At 42.2% G+C, this 16,884-nt stretch carries 16 protein-coding genes; all 16 read right to left on the reverse strand.

Features of this window, described 5'->3' with window-relative positions:
• Positions 1 to 414: 414 nt before the first annotated feature.
• The 16 genes from CDO33_RS16095 to CDO33_RS16170 all read right to left on the reverse strand — a co-directional run bounded on the left by CDO33_RS16095 (position 415) and on the right by CDO33_RS16170 (position 16,878).
• Entirely contained in the window at positions 415 to 1,383 is a 969-nt protein-coding gene (locus CDO33_RS16095; protein ID WP_103079665.1) for a helix-turn-helix transcriptional regulator, read from the reverse strand.
• Positions 1,384 to 1,886: 503 nt separating this feature from the next.
• Positions 1,887 to 2,441 (reverse strand): D-glycero-alpha-D-manno-heptose-1,7-bisphosphate 7-phosphatase, encoded by a 555-nt coding sequence (locus CDO33_RS16100; protein WP_161496393.1) that lies wholly within the window; start codon positions 2,439 to 2,441, stop codon positions 1,887 to 1,889.
• Positions 2,442 to 2,597: 156 nt separating this feature from the next.
• A complete protein-coding gene (locus CDO33_RS16105; RefSeq protein ID WP_103079667.1) occupies positions 2,598 to 3,083 on the reverse strand; it encodes an NUDIX hydrolase in 486 nt (161 codons plus the stop codon).
• 811 nt (positions 3,084 to 3,894) lie between these two features.
• Positions 3,895 to 4,389, reverse strand: coding sequence for a GNAT family N-acetyltransferase (locus CDO33_RS16110; RefSeq protein WP_103079668.1), 495 nt, complete (start codon positions 4,387 to 4,389; stop codon positions 3,895 to 3,897).
• Between the two features lie 45 nt (positions 4,390 to 4,434).
• Positions 4,435 to 5,022 carry a flavin reductase family protein gene (locus CDO33_RS16115; RefSeq protein ID WP_103079669.1) on the reverse strand — a complete coding sequence of 196 codons (588 nt, stop codon included), beginning with the start codon at positions 5,020 to 5,022 and terminating at the stop codon, positions 4,435 to 4,437.
• Positions 5,023 to 5,104: 82 nt separating this feature from the next.
• Positions 5,105 to 6,784, reverse strand: a complete 1,680-nt coding sequence (locus CDO33_RS16120; protein ID WP_103079670.1) for a putative ABC transporter permease subunit — start codon at positions 6,782 to 6,784, stop codon at positions 5,105 to 5,107.
• Positions 6,784 to 7,503 carry an ABC transporter ATP-binding protein gene (locus CDO33_RS16125; RefSeq protein ID WP_103079671.1) on the reverse strand — a complete coding sequence of 240 codons (720 nt, stop codon included), beginning with the start codon at positions 7,501 to 7,503 and terminating at the stop codon, positions 6,784 to 6,786. Before CDO33_RS16125 ends, CDO33_RS16120 begins: the two co-directional genes overlap by 1 nt.
• A gap of 208 nt (positions 7,504 to 7,711) precedes the next feature.
• Positions 7,712 to 9,460 (reverse strand): NADH-dependent [FeFe] hydrogenase, group A6, encoded by a 1,749-nt coding sequence (locus CDO33_RS16130; protein ID WP_103079672.1) that lies wholly within the window; start codon positions 9,458 to 9,460, stop codon positions 7,712 to 7,714.
• A 19-nt stretch (positions 9,461 to 9,479) separates the two neighbouring features.
• Positions 9,480 to 11,276: an NADH-quinone oxidoreductase subunit NuoF gene (gene nuoF / locus CDO33_RS16135; RefSeq protein WP_103079673.1), complete on the reverse strand. Its 1,797-nt coding sequence runs from the start codon at positions 11,274 to 11,276 to the stop codon at positions 9,480 to 9,482.
• 15 nt (positions 11,277 to 11,291) lie between these two features.
• Positions 11,292 to 11,660 carry a (2Fe-2S) ferredoxin domain-containing protein gene (locus CDO33_RS16140; RefSeq protein WP_103079674.1) on the reverse strand — a complete coding sequence of 123 codons (369 nt, stop codon included), beginning with the start codon at positions 11,658 to 11,660 and terminating at the stop codon, positions 11,292 to 11,294.
• Positions 11,644 to 12,210 carry an ATP-binding protein gene (locus CDO33_RS16145; protein ID WP_103079675.1) on the reverse strand — a complete coding sequence of 189 codons (567 nt, stop codon included), beginning with the start codon at positions 12,208 to 12,210 and terminating at the stop codon, positions 11,644 to 11,646. The genes CDO33_RS16140 and CDO33_RS16145 overlap by 17 nt, the downstream gene beginning before the upstream one ends.
• Positions 12,211 to 12,386: 176 nt before the next feature.
• Positions 12,387 to 12,881 carry an NADH-quinone oxidoreductase subunit NuoE gene (gene nuoE / locus CDO33_RS16150; RefSeq protein WP_103079676.1) on the reverse strand — a complete coding sequence of 165 codons (495 nt, stop codon included), beginning with the start codon at positions 12,879 to 12,881 and terminating at the stop codon, positions 12,387 to 12,389.
• A gap of 343 nt (positions 12,882 to 13,224) precedes the next feature.
• Entirely contained in the window at positions 13,225 to 14,142 is a 918-nt protein-coding gene (gene metA, locus CDO33_RS16155) for a homoserine O-acetyltransferase MetA (protein ID WP_103079677.1), read from the reverse strand.
• Positions 14,143 to 14,229: 87 nt separating this feature from the next.
• On the reverse strand, positions 14,230 to 14,949 hold the full coding sequence (locus CDO33_RS16160; protein WP_103079678.1) for a PHP domain-containing protein: 720 nt from the start codon (positions 14,947 to 14,949) through the stop codon (positions 14,230 to 14,232).
• Between the two features lie 190 nt (positions 14,950 to 15,139).
• Positions 15,140 to 15,478, reverse strand: a complete 339-nt coding sequence (locus tag CDO33_RS16165; protein WP_103079679.1) for an AraC family transcriptional regulator — start codon at positions 15,476 to 15,478, stop codon at positions 15,140 to 15,142.
• 74 nt (positions 15,479 to 15,552) lie between these two features.
• Entirely contained in the window at positions 15,553 to 16,878 is a 1,326-nt protein-coding gene (locus CDO33_RS16170; RefSeq protein WP_103079680.1) for a [Fe-Fe] hydrogenase large subunit C-terminal domain-containing protein, read from the reverse strand.
• Positions 16,879 to 16,884: the final 6 nt, after the last annotated feature.

Below are 16,884 nucleotides of genomic sequence, written 5' to 3' on the forward strand. Positions count from 1 at the left end.
TATAGCTGGCTCATGTTGCAAAAAGGCCCATAAGCTTGCAAAACAATAAAGCGATCTTACCGGAACAGCCTCCATCAAACGAGTTTTGTCCCTTTAAAAACTAATTATTAGAATGATTATATCACAAATTTTCCCGGATAGTCCGGCTTGCATTTACAATAAAAGGGAGAAATTCGTATAACCGACCACATCTGCGACGCCTTTGGCATCAAAATAAACCTGTATACTTTGCAAAGCAAAATTGCTCGGACATACTTAATGAATATTTGCATTTTCTTAAGAAAAGTATTTGAAGTATTTGCTCTGATCGGTTATTGGACATAAAAATACCTCCTAAGCAGATTTTTCTCATTTCCCTTGTCTACTTAAGAGGTATCATATCCCCTTCACATTAGGTAAGTAGCTTTTTATTGATCATACCTTCCTCACCGGCCTGATATACTTCCAAAACTGCTCTGGATCATGATAAAAGTAAATCATTCTACCGGGGGAAGTGTCCAGGCAATATCCGGTGCCTGTGAAATCAAAAGCTGCCATTGCCTTTTCCATCTTTTCTTCCACACTGCGGTTTTCCTGCTCATAATCGAAAGGCCCATGTTCAAAGACAATATACTCGGCTTCGGGCACATCCATCATAATCATTTGTGGCGGTACTTCACCGTTATAATCAATTGGAAGACGTACACCATAACACTCTATACGTGGAATACCCCAATCACAGAGTCTACCGCTCGGGTCAATTATGTACGCCATAATCTGACCGCTGCCGCTGTTAGGTTCGCTCCCTCCGTAGTCATCCAATTTGCCTTTGATACTGTCAAGTAAGCCGCAAATTGTTTCGCAGTCCTGCCCCGGGATAAGGCTTTGCTTTTGCCAAAAATCCCAATACCCATTACTCTCATAGTTTCTAATGTGCAAAAATTTGTGTGCGGGAATGGTAACAAAATAGATTTTAATATCATCTGCAGATTTCACCATACCAATCTCTCCCAATCCGAAAAAATAGCGGTCGAAAGGGTTTATTTTTGTACGAAGGACGACAGGCATAGGGTTTTTTCGATATTCACTCGGAGCCACACCATATATTCCCTTAAAAGCTCTGGTGAAGGCTTCATGGGATGAAAAACCGTAATCAAAAGCAATATCCAGAATACTTTTTTCACTATCCCGAACTTCTTTCAGCGCAAAGGCTAATTTTCTATTCCGCAGATAATCCTTAAATTGCATGCCCGTTATTTCCTTAAATTTTCTCGTAGTATGAAATTCGGAATAACCCAGGTTGCGTGAAAGAAAGCGCAGCGTTATTGCTTCACAGTTGCGGTTTTTAATACACTCGTCAATTTCATCAACAATCACTTTGATTTGCTTATGCCACTCGTACATTCATCTTTTCACCTCATTTCAACCACTCTATAGTCATTATAAGATAAAGGAAATGGCATTGCTTGATTTTACTTGCGGAAAATAGAGGATATGCTTTAGCTTTTGACTCGCCCAATATAAATCTCAACGCTTACACAACATCAAGCATTAAGTGCAAATAAGGAAATTGCTCTGCCTTATATAATATCTACATCAACATAAATGACAATTCAAGCGCTTTGGCTCTAATCAAACACCAGCCTTATCCTATCGTAATAACGGAGGATTCAACCAGAAATATTGGACTTAATAACCACTTCTCCAGCTTTTTTGAATGTCACTCTTCCAGCTACCCCATCTTCATTTCTGCAAATTGCTTATAAACTCTTTGCTTATCCGTCAGCAACTCAGCCGCAAACGCTCTCTCTTAGCTTTTTTAACAATAAGGCTTCCCCCGCAAAGAATAATATTCTAGCGAAAAGAAACTCAAGTATTTCCCTAGCTTATAACAACTTATGAAGACACTATGTATTTATGCCGCTTAATATCCGATGGACAGCTTCCAATACATTTTCAGCGGTGAAATATGGCTCTACGTCTTTCCATGTATGCCTGTATTCATTAAGGCTTCCTTTTCCCACACCAGTCAAGACAAGAATACCTTTTGCGCCAATATTTTTTGCCAGTATCATGTCGGACATGCCCATATCTCCAATAACATATGAGCCTTTGACATCAATTTCAAACTCTTTGCATGCAGCGTCTATCATACCTGTAAGAGGTTTTTTACAGTTGCAGTTATCGGAACTAGTATGGGGACAGCAATAGACCGCATCAAAATAAGCATTATGATTTTTTAGTTCCTCTTTCAATGAGTTAAGTTTTTCGTTGTATTGGTCCCATGTGAGTTCACCTTTTGATATGTGCGACTGATTGGTTATACCTATCACAAGTATATCGTTGTCGTTTAATTTTTTAATTGCTTCGATGGAAAAAGGATAGAAGTCCAATGACCTTATGTCGTCAGTTCCCTTACCGCCGAGCGTACCTTGAAAATCAATAAAAGCAGCTTTTTTCATGGCCATCCTCCAAAATTTTTCAATGGACCTCAATAATTCATACGCAGAGCATACATTTTTCACCCGTCGGACGATGTCTTAAGTTATTATTTTATATGTCATTCCATGTTCCCGATGCCCTTTACCCTGCAGGCAACTGCACATTCCAGAGTACCTTTAATCATCAAATAATTTATATAAACTTTTATCCCTATGTTTTCTGATCAATTCATTCACTGACTGCTTTAATGGAGGACTAATATTCTCTGGAACATTGTCTATATCAAAAAACCTGACGTCTTTACATTCACTTTCATCAATTTTGATACAACCCCTATAATTTTTTGAAACAAATACTATATCAACAATATAAACTTCGTCTCCGTTAGGATAGATATAATGTAAATCCTCCCCTGAAAATACTCCAAACAATTTTAAATCAGAAACTATTAATCCTGTCTCTTCGAAAACCTCTCTTATTGCTGCATCTGCAACTTTCTCACCCAACTCAACTACTCCTCCAGGAAACCCCCAGCAATTATTATCCTTTCTTAGTTGCATTAACACCCTATTATCACCATCAAGTACAATAGTACTAGCTCCACATACAAGAAGAGGTTTGTTTCCGATAAGGCTACGCATATTCTTTATATAATTATTCACTGTATTTCCCCCTGTTTTTTATTATTCATCGTGATTAGCATTTTAAGATTTCGTAGAACTAAATCATTCCCGTACATGTTCACATTAACACTTAGATCTCAATCTTTATGCGAACATGTTCATAAAATCACTTATCTAATTACAGTTTCCGTATTTCATATCCCATCAAATAATCCAACAGGTTCTTTATAGCAGAAATATCATCGCTGATAACATGTGGATATATCTCTGTTGACTTAGAGTTTGAGCTTTCAGTCATGTTTGAATATCGAAGATCCATATCTGCTTCCGGAAAGTGTAAAAAGTGAATGAACTATCAATTATAACTATTCTATTTTAGATTATTCGACGAAAGCTTGGAAATTCCTTCAAAAAAAGTGCCTGCATCTAAAACTTTCAATACAACGATATGAATTATATAGCTAATGTAACTAGATTATAACCAATAAAATCTGAAAATATCAGATACCGATAGCATACATCAAAAGTCAGCAAATTTCCCATCCTTACAAACTAGGTTTTGAAGCATCCAACTAAATGAGTAATTATTCCGATAGAATCTATGCACATACCAGATTGCCTATATAAACAGGAGTTTAGCTACAAACTTTGAAGTGCTGCATTATATGTCATCTAAGTCGTATATCCTGAATGCCTCGAAGCTTGGAATCCCTGCTCCGCAATTAATACATCTATTATGAGTAAGCTTTGCAACAACAGAAGCAATTGCAAACAACCCTCCCATTGCTATACCCAACAAACAACAATAGCTAAAACAAAAAGTCACACAAACTGTGTGACCTTCTGCTACCTAAATAATCTTTTCATAATAAACCACGTCCAGCATCCTGCCGAACTTCATACCTACTTCCCTGAGATGCCCGCATTTCTCATATCCGTTTTTCTCAAACAGCCGTATGCTGGCAGTATTCTCACCACATATTACAGCGATAAGTGAATGTATTCCATTTTTAGCCGCCAGGTTTTCCAAATGCCGGAGCGCTGCGCTTCCAATCCCCAGGCCCGCATGGTCGTGCCTGATATATATGGTAACCTCGGCCGTGATATCATAAGCCTCCCGCTTTTTAAACGGGCAGAGGATGCAATATCCGCATATGTCCCTGTCATCAATTATGGCATATGCCTTATATTTGGGATTATCAAAAAATACGATATCTTTCATCTCATCCAGGCCTATCGGCTCTATATGGAAAGTAGCCGTGCTGTTGGAGACGTAGTAATTGTATATCTCCAACAGTGCCGGCAGATGCTCTTCTTTTACTTCTTCAAACCTTATATCATGCATTTCGGATTAACTCCAGATTGTTATATATTTTCGATTTATACTCAGTTATTTTTGATTCCTTTTAAGATTCTTCCTCTTAGCCACGGAGTAGCCAAAAAATCCCAGAGACTTCTCCAAGCTCCAGTACTCACCATGGGAGTAGCAGACCAGATCCGCCTTCTCCAGGCATAACTTGCCCTTTTCGTCCAGCAGGCTGTCCTCCACATCCACAGCAACAATCTCAGCTATAAACATATCATGGGTACCCAATTCAATCCTGTCTTTTACCACACACTCAAGATTGACGGGACTTTCCTTGATCAGAGGTACGTCCACCTTTGATGCTTTTTCCGCGGTAAGTTTGGTTTCCTCAAATTTATCTATGTCCCTGCCTGATTTCACCCCGCAGTAATCGGTCGCTCTTACAAGCTTTCTTGTCACGAGATTTATGACGAATTGTCCTTTATCCTTTATAAGATTATAGGAATAGCGCTCTTTGCGCACGGATATGGACACCATCGGAGGATCCGAATTGATGGTTCCAGCCCACGCAAGGGTTATAATATTGGGTTTGCCGTTTTCATCGGCACATGTCACCATTACCACCGGCACCGGATTAAGCAAGGTTGATGGTTTCCATTGTTGTTTAGCCATTTGCAGACACCTTCCTAACAATTACTATAAAATTATGACCTTACATATGAAAGAGTATGCATGCTTATATATTTTCACAGCCTTATGCTTCAATATGAGGATATTTGTATTCTGCTACCGCAAAGAGTCCAATTGACAAAGCCACTGCGAAAATAATCATCAATATGCCCAAAAGCAAGTATATCAGCCAATGGGGCAAATTAAGCAGCACCATGCCAACAGCTGCCGCGCTGAGAACTCCGAGTATAGCAAACGTAGCCAGCATGCCCAGAAAACCATTCATATTTGATTTCACAGCCTCTTGAGGATTTTTCCAATCCAGCTTGGGGCGTAATACATCAATCAAAAGGTTGATCGCTACCAATCCGACTGTCCCGATTACTCCCAGCAGCAATAATGCCAGCAAATGCAGGAACGAAATCCTGGTTACAAATGCAAACACAGCACCAGTCACAAGCACCCCTATAGTTTGGATAGCTATACCATGAATCAGCTTGGCTGTAACCTGCTCCTTCGGATGCACAGGTATCATCTTGGATATCCAGAACATCTGCCCTTCCCTCGATACCGATGTTGACGCGACAATGTTCATGCTGCTGGTAAAAAGCATTATCGCCAGCCCTACAAGGGATATGGGAAGTATGTAATCAGGATTTTGTATAAAGCTGAGCATTTTATCCTTATCTATTTCTTTATTTGCAAGAATGGGTATCAGCATGGCAAAAGGTGCAATAACCATTCCGGCTATGCCGTTCATAGCGTACACAGGAGTCCTGAGAAAGAGCTTCCATTCCCTCCAAAACAATGCAGAGACTGCACTTGAAGTCTTGACGTATTTTTTCCCTATCTCTTCCTTTGACAAAGCCTTGTGCTTCCTTGAAACTTCCTGTCCGGACAGCACGCTCTTGTAGAAAATCTGGTTGCCTAACCACATCAATGCTGCAAACAAGATTACAGACATACCTAAAAAGAGTGCAAGGTATCCGAGCCCTTCCAAGCCAGGCTTGGATAAAGCATAAGTGGCCCATATGCTGGGAGGAAACCTTTGTCCTATCATCTCAATTAAGTTGAACTGGCCGCTTAACAGGTTGTTGACTATCTCTTCCTCATTTACTTTTGGGAAGCTCTGCATAAAATAATTAACGCTCAGAGAAATAATTACACCGAATATTCCACCGATAACAGCCAGCAAATCCTTGCTCTTCCTGAAATTAATAAAGCGCATCAATATCATAATCAATAAGGAACCTATGATCAGCGGGATTACCGGAGCTGCAAGAAAAATCAACAATCCTTTGACCCAATACAAAAATCCCATTCTCATGCCGGCCCCATAGATCACTATTGCAGGAAGAAGCATGGGTAAAAGCGTCAGATACTCATTTATCATAATGACAGCAAACTTGCTTCCAAGCACCTGTGAAGGCTTCAGAGGCAAAGGTATCAATATGTTCAGGTCCGGCGAGAAATAAAAGGAACTCATTACATAAAGTATACCGAAAAACAGTATCAGAAACTGTCCAGCCAATACCGCCAAAGTTAACACCATTTCCGGTTTATTGACCTGTTTGCCTGCCAGAAATATTGCAAACATCAAAAATGAAATCGTCACTGTCATGAAACCCAAGCCGAGTATTACACATAAGCCTATAAGTATTGGCTCCCACAAACGCTTTTTTTCCTTTGTGAAGCGGTACTTCAGGGCGGAAATACCAAAATTAAGATTTAGGTTGATTTTTAACAAGTTAAAAAACGTTCTCATCACTCTGTCAACTCCAGAAAAATATTTTCCAGGGAATCTGCCTGATCTCCTTTTCTAAGTTCATCCATCGTACCTATCGCCACAAGTTTTCCTTTGTTGATGATAGCTAGCCGGTCGCAAAGTCTCTCCGCCACCTCGAGCACATGGGTGGAAAAAAACACGGTATTTCCTTTGTCACAGTGCTGGCGCATCAATTCTTTCAATTGATGGGCCGATTTGGGGTCAAGCCCTACCATAGGTTCATCCAAAATCCATAACGCAGGATCATGTATTATGGCCCCTATGAGGACTATCTTTTGCTTCATACCATGGGAATAGCTTTTTATCAAATCCGAAGCGGCATTTGTCAGGCCGAACATGTCGAGAAAGTATTCAATCCTCTCCTTGCGTACCTTCGAAGGAACCCGGTACACATCGGCCATAAATTTCAGATACTCCATACCGGTAAGTTTTTCATAAACATCCGGGTTATCAGGAACATAGCCTATGCTCCTTTTGACATCCAGCGGCTGTCTGCTGATGTCATATCCGTTTATAGATATGCTGCCGCTGTCAGGGTTTATAAGGCCAACCATCATCTTTATTGTTGTAGTTTTCCCTGCTCCGTTGGGTCCAAGAAATCCGAATATCTCCCCCGGACGCACATGCAGGTTCAGGTTGTCTACCGCCTTCACCGACCCTTTATTATAACCCTTTGAAAGGTTCTCTATTTTGACCACAGTCATCCTCCTGTTCCTATTGTTACTATACTAACGCTTAAGGTGATATTAACATTTTTATACATGTTCTGCAACAATCAGTGCAACATTTTGGCAATACCAGATAAAAATTTCCCATCGAGCAAGCAGATGCCCCATTATCCCCAATGTATAATATATACAAAACGAGGCCAGGTTTTAACACCTGACCTCCATGTTTTGAACAATCTTATTCTACAGGGTACTTCTCCCTCTTGACATAATGAGTATGCAAAAGCTCATGAGCTTTATGGCTTCCCGGTTTTTCAAAGTACTCTGTATAGAGCATTTGAACCTTCGGGTTTTCATGGGATTTCCTTATTGGCAGATCCCTGTCTTCTTCATATATAGCCTTTGCCCTTTCAGCTCTCAAGTCTATCCAGCTTCTGACTTCAGATGGCTGTATAGGTTGTCCTCCTCCGTTTACGCAGCCTCCCGGGCAAGCCATGATCTCAACAAAATGGTACTCTGCCTCTCCGGCTTTAATTCTATCCAGGAGGGTTCTTGCATTTTTAAGGCCATGGGCTACAGCCGCTTTTAGCTTCACACCGCCGGCTACTACCTCTGCTTCTTTTATGCCTTCAACACCCCTGACCTGAGTATACTCAATATTGTCAATGGATTTGCCTTCGAGGATTTCAGCCACTGTCCTTAAAGCTGCTTCCATAACACCACCGGTAGCTCCGAAAATTACACCGGCACCGCTGGCATCTCCCATCGGATCATCAAACTGCTCGTCAGCGGTATTGACAAAGTCTATACCAGCTTCCTTAATCATCCTTGCCAATTCCCTTGTGGTCAGAACTACGTCTACATCAGGATAGCCGCTGGAAGACAGCTCCGGTCTCTGAGCTTCATATTTCTTAGCTGTACAAGGCATTATGGATACAACAAATATCTTTGAAGGATCAATGCCCATTTTTTCAGCATAGTAGGATTTCAGCACAGCACCGAACATTTCATGGGGAGATTTACAGGATGAAAGATTATCCAGGAACTCCGGATAGAAATGTTCGCAGAACTTGATCCAACCAGGGCTGCAAGATGTTATCAGAGGGAGTTTTCCTCCGTTCTTTATCCTTTCAAGAAGCTCTGTTCCTTCTTCCATTATAGTCAAATCTGCTGCTGTGTCAGTATCAAACACTTTTTCAAAGCCCAATCTTTTGAGGGCTGCAACCATTTTTCCGGTAACCCTTGTTCCTATGGGCATTCCGAACTCTTCACCGAGGGCTACTCTAACGGCTGGCGCTGTTTGCGCAATCACATGCAAGTCCTTATTTGCAAGAGCATCCCATACCTTGTCCGTATCATCCTTTTCCCTCAATGCTCCAACAGGGCACACGTTGATGCACTGACCGCACATTGCGCAAGGTACGTCATTTAATGACTTGTTGAATACAGGTGAAACAATGGTTTTAAAACCTCTCTCATTGGTTTCAACTGCAGCAATACCCTGCACATTTTTACACATGCTGACGCAACGTCTGCAAAGAACACATTTGTTTGGATCCCTTACAACCGATGGTGAGAAATCATCCAGAGGACGGATTACGTTTTCACCTTCGAACCTCATATCCTTTACATTGAGCTTCTTAGCCAGACTCTGCAGCTCACAGTTTTCGCTTCGTACGCAAGTGAGGCATTTCTTATCATGGTTTGACAGTATAAGCTCCAGGGTTACCTTTCTTGCTTCTCTTACCGCCGGAGACTGAGTATTTACTACCAGTCCTTCGGATACAGGATATACGCATGCAGCCTGAAGGCTCCTTGCGCCTTTTATCTCCACAACACACATCCTACAGGCGCCTATTTCGTTTATATCCTTAAGGAAGCAAAGTGTAGGTATTTCTATATTGGCTTCTCTGGCTGCCTCCAATACGGTATAATGACTGGGAACCTGAATCTGCTTGTTATCTATCGTGATATTTACCATTTCCATCTCTTACACTCTCCCTCCATCAGTTAGCTTTGGCAATAGCCTTGAATGGGCATTTTTGCTCGCAAACTCCGCATTTTATGCATTTATCCTTATTGATCTTATAGGGTACTCCCTTTTGTCCACTGATAGCTCCCACAGGACACTGCTTAGCGCATATTCCGCAGCTTCTGCACTTGTCCTCAAAGACTGTATAGCTCATCAACGCTTTGCAAACTCCGGCAGGACATTTTTTATCCTTAACATGAGCGATATACTCATCCCTGAAATATCTCAGAGTACTCAAAACAGGATTGGGAGCTGTCTGTCCCAGACCGCAGAGTGCAGCAGCCTTAATGTTCTTGGCTAAGAGCTCCAGCTTTTCAATATCTCCCTCTTCGCCCTTACCGCTGGTTATCCTCTCCAGGATCTCCAGCATCCTCTTGGTACCTATACGGCACGGAGGACATTTACCACAGGATTCATCGACGGTGAACTCCAGGAAGAACTTAGCTATGTCAACCATACAGCTGTCCTCATCCATTACTATCAAACCGCCGGAACCCATCATAGCGCCAAGCTGAATCAGGGAGTCATAATCTATAGGTGTATCCAGGTGCTCTGCCGGAATACATCCGCCTGAAGGTCCACCCATCTGGGCAGCCTTGAATTTCTTGCCGTTAGGTATGCCACCACCGATGTCATAAATAACTTCTCTCAAGGTGGTTCCCATTTCTACTTCCACCAAACCGGTATGATTGATCTTTCCACCAACCGCAAAAACCTTTGTACCCTTGCTCTTCTCCGTACCTATGCTGGAGAACCATTCAGGTCCTTTCAATATGATCTGCGGTATGTTGGCATAGGTCTCAACATTGTTCAGAATTGTAGGCTTCTGCCACAAACCTTTTACAGCAGGGAACGGCGGTCTTGGCCTCGGCTCTCCTCTTTTTCCTTCTATTGATGTCATGAGAGCAGTCTCTTCACCGCAAACAAAAGCTCCTGCGCCAAGTCTGAGTTCCAGATCAAAATCGAAGCCTGTTCCTAAGATGTTTTTGCCCAGAAGTCCGTATTCCTTAGCCTGAGCAATGGCAATGTTAAGTCTCTTTACCGCTATCGGATATTCCGCTCTTACATAAATATAACCCTGGTTTGCACCAATAGCATATCCTGCGATAGCCATCGCTTCAATTACTGAGTGGGGATCTCCTTCAAGAACGCTTCTGTCCATGAATGCCCCCGGGTCTCCTTCGTCGGCATTACAGCAAACATATTTTTGCTCGTTTTGTGACTTGGAAGCAAACTCCCATTTCAAGCCGGTGGGGAAACCTGCTCCACCTCTTCCCCTGATGCCTGACCTTTTGACGATATCAATTACTTCCGCAGGGGTCATCTCCGTCAGAACTTTTTCCAGAGCCTTATATCCGTCATATGCTATATACTCGTCTATGTTTTCCGGGTTGATAACACCACAGTTTCTCAGGGCGATTCTCTTCTGCCTCTTAAAGAAATCAACGTTCTCCAGGGACTTGGTAACATCCTCAACATCTATGTCCCCTATGAGTAAGCGCTTAACCAGCCTTCCCTTCAACAGGTGCTCTTCTACTATCTCCTGGACATCCTCGACCTTGACCTGAGTATACATGCTTCCTTCAGGATATACTATAACTATAGGTCCCTGGGCGCAAAGTCCAAAACATCCTGTTCTTATCACTTTGACTTCGTTTTCCAGATTAGTTTCTTTCAGACGCGTTTCGAATTCTTTGATTATTTTTTCAGAGTTTGATGATGTACATCCGGTACCTCCACAAACCAAAACATGCGCTCTGTATATTTGCATTTCCACCCCTCCAAACTATTTTTCAGCTGCTCCTATGGTATACTCGGTGCATACTCTTCCGTTAACTATATGTTCGGCTACAATCCTGACGGCCTTCTCAGGAGTCATTTTAACGTATGTCACTTTTTCACCGTCCGGATTGATAACCTCAACTATCGGTTCAAGGCGGCAGACTCCTATGCAGCCAGTCATCACAACATTAACATTATTGATATTCCTCTTTTTGAGTTCTTCAAGGAAAGCATTCATCACAGGCCTTGCTCCGGCGGCGATACCGCATGTAGCCATACCCACAACTATTCTTATTCCGTCCTTGTTTTTTCTCATATTGATTTCATCCAGAGTCTTCCTTCTTATCTCTTCCAACTCAGCAATAGATTTCATCCAATACACCTCCAAACGTTATCTTAACGCCTTCATTTAAATACTCTTTAATCCATGCCAAAACCTCATAATGAGTTATGGGAACTTCACCAAGCTTTTGCTTTATCTCCTCTGTGCTGAACTCAAAACTGCCATTGGGGCTGGTGAGCTTAAATTCCACCTCTACCTCGGGGTTTGATGAGACCACGGTCGCGATGGTTTCTGAAATATCTCCCAGAGGAGGCCTGTCTATATGGGATAGCTTAAAACTTGCCATTAATACAGTGCCATTCCCTTTAGCGGAATCAATGCTCAAGCTTCCCGACGATCTCTCACAGGAAGCTGCCAGAAGCGGAATTCCCAGACCTACTTTTCTTGTATCTCTCGAAGTGACAAAGGGATCCATAACCCTTTTTACCAGCTCCTCGTCCATTCCTGTCCCATTATCGGCTACAGTCATTTTCAATATATCCATGCTTTTGTCAGCATCGAATGTAATATAGATACGGCTGGCTTTAGCAGTTATGGAGTTCTGAATTATATCCATAAGATGCAGCGATAAATCCCTCATTTTAACCCTCGATTAAAGCAAACTTAAGTCCGTAAATTGTGTATAATCTCATGGCATTGTTCAGCAAAATTCTGATTTTATAATGTACTGTTGCTTTTTATAATCTGCTTAAAATTTATTGTAAAAAAGATAATATAGATATGGTTTTTTATATTAGATCAATTTGTGCGATTAAACTACATATTCTTGTACTTTTCAATTATACCTTTGATATCATCCGGAACCAATTTTCCGTAAACATCATCATTAATCATCATAACTGGTGCCAAACCACAAGCGCCAATGCATCTGCATGCTTCCAGAGAGAACTTGCCGTCCTCGGTGCACTCTCCTACATCTATGCCAAGCATCTCCTTGAGCTTTTCAAGAATCAGGTTTGAACCTTTAACATAGCAGGCTGTGCCCATGCAAAGTTGAATCTTGTATTTTCCCTTGGGATTTAATGAAAACTGTGTGTAGAATGTTATGACTCCATATACTTCGCTGAGTGGTATATCTAAACCTTCAGAAATCTTTTTCTGGACGCTTAACGGCAAATAACCGTATACTTCCTGAGCTTCATGCAGAACCGGAATAAGCGCACCCTTGGTGTTCTTATACTTATCAATGATTTCCTGCAGCTTCAGCTCTCTTTCGTCAACTTGCCCACAGCAGCATTTGGTAGTACTCATTCGTTATACCCCCCTAATAATTTGGTTGTTGATAGTTTGTCAAGAAATTTGCATCAGTTGTTAAATACTTCACAATCACCGTTCATATTATATCAAATTTAATAGTAAAATACAACAGAATTTAATAATTCTGCGGATTAATATTTTCCTGAAAGCAACAAATGTATCAGCATTTCGAGCAACCACAAACGTTTATTGTATACAGAAATGCCCTATTATCTAGGGTCGGCGTATATACTTAATGAGCGCAACATAATTGTATATATTTTCCACTTGCGATTTTTTAAAGCTGTACCAGCCTTTTAGCCTCTAGGGCATATAAAAAATGCAGCTTATGCTGCATTTACTCTATTTTACTCAGATCGTAAGGTGTCTCCTGATATACATAATAGTTCAGCCAGTTGGCAAACAGCAGGTTTGCATGGGACCGCCATGAAACTATCGGGGCCTTTGAAGGATCATCACCGGGAAAATAATTCTTAGGAGGCTCTATTTCCAAGCCCTTGGCTACATCCCTGTCATACTCTGACTTCAAAGTTAGGGGATCATATTCTGAATGTCCCGTAACAAATATCTGCCTTCCCTGACGGGCGACAACTATGTATACTCCCGCTTCACTGGATTCCGACAGGATTTCCAGCCCCGGCACCCGTTCAATGTCGGCCTTCTTAACCTCGGTATGCCGTGAATGGGGAGCTTTAAAGACATCGTCAAAACCCCTCAGCAGCTTCACATTCTTTTTGCTTACCGTATGGTCAAATACACCAAACATCTTCTTGTCAAGCCGGTACTTGGGGATGCGATAGTGGTGATAAAGCCCTGCCTGAGCTCCCCAGCAGATATGGAAGGTGGAATACACATTGTGCACACTCCAGTCCATTATCTCCTTTAGCTCTTCCCAGTAATCCACCTGTTCGAAATCCATCAGCTCCACAGGGGCTCCTGTTATTATCATTCCGTCAAACTTCTGGTCCTTTATGTCGTCAAAGGTATTATAGAATTTAATTAAATACTCCTGGGGAGTATTTTTAGACACATGGGTTCTAGGATGAAGCAACACAATATCCACCTGCAGCGGTGAATTGCCAAGCAATCTGAGAATCTGAGTCTCAGTTTCTATTTTTTTCGGCATCAGATTTAGTATTGCGATTCTAAGAGGTCTAATGTCCTGGTGATAAGCCCTGAACTCGTCCATTACAAAAATGTTCTCATTATTTAGCACTTCCACAGCCGGAAGATCATTTGGTACTTTTATAGGCATTAATGCTGCCTCCCCCTTAAAAAAAATACAAAGTATTTTTAATTTTATATTTCTTGCAGAGATTTGTCAATGAAACCCTAAAGCCTTTTATAATCTTCTTTTCTTCAGCGTTTCAATCAGGCAAGGGGCACTTATCTCCTCCAGCTCCAGAAAGCTTGACCTCTCCAATATATCTCCCAGGCGGTGGGCATCTGAAGACTTGATGAAATTATGTTCCCTAAGGTGAGAATGCCTGTTCAAGAAGACCTGCAAATCGCATTCATTGGATATTTCCAGAGTTTTTATTCCAAGATAATCGGGAATAATGCCGAGGTTTGACAAAATACTGTAGGATTCCCTGTCTACATGGGCTGGGATAACCGTTCCCCCAAGCAAATCCACCTTTTCAAAAACATCGTCCACACTGAGGTCTGCGGCGGTTATCAGCAGCTTTTGAAAACATCCGGCTATGCCGTCATCCCTATCCATTATCAACTGCCTGCCAAAGACATCCTCCCTGTTATCAATATCCGGCAGGGCGGCATGAACCAGTTCCTGCATCTTAAGTGCTGATTCTACGGATGGAAACAAGCATACCAGATGCACTTCCTCTCTGGTCTCCACTTCCATGCCGGGAATCACAAGGATGCCTCTTTCCTTTGCACACATCGATACCGCCGCGCAGTTCATGGATGCATTGTGGTCTGTTACCGCAATGATGTCCAGCCCTTTCAGCCAGGCCATACCAGCTATATTATTAGGAGTCATGTCATCCTCCGCGCACGGCGACAGTGCAGTGTGAATATGCAGGTCTACGGCTGCCTTCATATTTGCCCCCTGTTTTAATATTGATTCCTGGGTTCAAACCCGTTTTGCAATAGCCTTAATGAATTTATATCCAGCGCAAAAGCGGCTTTTTACATCATCATTGATTTGCATCGTCATTGACCTTCATTTTATAAGAATCGCTCAATTAATAAAGCCAAGAAGCCCATCCCTTATAGAGATGGGGAGAAATTCACTTTCCGGCCAAAAGCTCTCTGCTCCTGAAGCACACTTCATAGGCAGTCATTTCGGTGCCCAATATCGCTATTCCTTCCTGCTTTGCCTTGTTTATGGTCGCTTCATCGGCACAAACTCCTTCCGGCAGTATAATGCAGCTTATCCCTGTAAGCAGGGCAACTGCGACTATATTGATGTGGGATTGTACAGTTATCCATGCATCTCCCGACGAAGCGTGGGACATAACCCAGCTTAGAAGGTCACAGGTATATATGCCGGATACATCCTTATCCATGCCGGCATCCTCCGTGAGAATCCTCATTCCCATTTGTACTGCGAAATCCCGTACTTTCATATCATCAATCTCCTTTTGTTTATTGGATTTTAGCACCTGGTCTTCAAATTCTTATTTTTGCTTTAAAATTTATGTTATCTGTTTTTCTTTCTTACCCTGTCCATCACTGGAGGCATCTTGTCTTCAAGCTCTATCATCTGTGCAGCAAGGTTCCTGACTTTTTCCCTGAGCTTGAATATGCAATCCGTTTCATCCGCATTTCCCCTTACGATATCCTCCGCCAGAGCCTTGCAGCTGGGTGCTCCGCATGCTCCACAATCCAGGCCAGGAAGCTCAGCATAGATATTTTTCATATTCGCCATCATCTCCATGGCTTTCTGAATATCATCATCCAGCTTCATCACAGGCCTGTGTTCAATAACCCCCAGTACGTCCACTTCATCCTTGTATTTTTCGGGGCTGTCCTTCACCACGGCATCGGCTTTCATCTCATCCAGAATCCTTTTAAACCTGTTCTTTGCCACATACAGATTTTCTACCGTCAACGGTCCTCCCAGGCAGCCTCCCGTACATGCCAAAGCTTCTATAAACTCCACATCCTCCAGCCTGTCGTCTTCAACATCGTCAAGAATTGCTATGACATTATGAATTCCATCTACTGCAAGAAATTTATCGGTTCCCAAAGCGAGGCTTTCTCCTCCCGAATTAGCCCATCGTACTCCGTCATACCCGGCCAGGTCGAAATCTTCGGCTTTTCCGGCGGCTTTATCCAGTTTGCTGAGGACTTTCAGATAAATATCCTTTATGGAAATCGCTCCATTGACATAAGAACTGGTTTTGCCATAGGGAGCCTTAATGCTGGTGACCTTTGCAGCGCACGGAGTTATAAAGAAAACTCCTATATCTTCTCCGCGAATCCCTTTATCCCTGCTGATCTTTTCCTTGGCCATTTTGGCTGTAACCTCCATAGGGGAGTCCAATCTCAATATGTTATTGATAAGGTTCGGAAACCTCACCTGTATAAGCCTGACCACCGCAGGACATGCTGAAGAAATTAGGGGTTTTTTGACATCAGTTTTCTCAAGAAGCTCCCTTGTAGCAGCGGATACAATCTCTGCCCCTTTTGCTACTTCATAAACTTCATCGAAACCGATCATTTTTAAGGCCGTAAGCAATTGCCTTCTGGTGATATTAGCTTTAAACTGCCCATACAAGGTAGGAGCCGGTATTGCAACCCTGTACTTATACGCATAAATCAGGCCGAAAGGATCACTTATCGCTTTTTTTGCATGATAAGGGCATATGCGGATGCATTCTCCGCAATCTATGCAGCGTTCGTTGATAATCCTCGCCTTGCCTTTTCTTACCCTTATCGCCTCGGTGGGGCAACGCTTTATACAGTTGGTACAACCCCTGCAACTCTCCTCATCCAGCGTTACAGAGTGAAAATATGTTCCCATGGAATC

Source organism: Clostridium thermosuccinogenes, assembly GCF_002896855.1.
GTDB classification, from domain to species: domain Bacteria; phylum Bacillota; class Clostridia; order Acetivibrionales; family DSM-5807; genus Pseudoclostridium; species Pseudoclostridium thermosuccinogenes.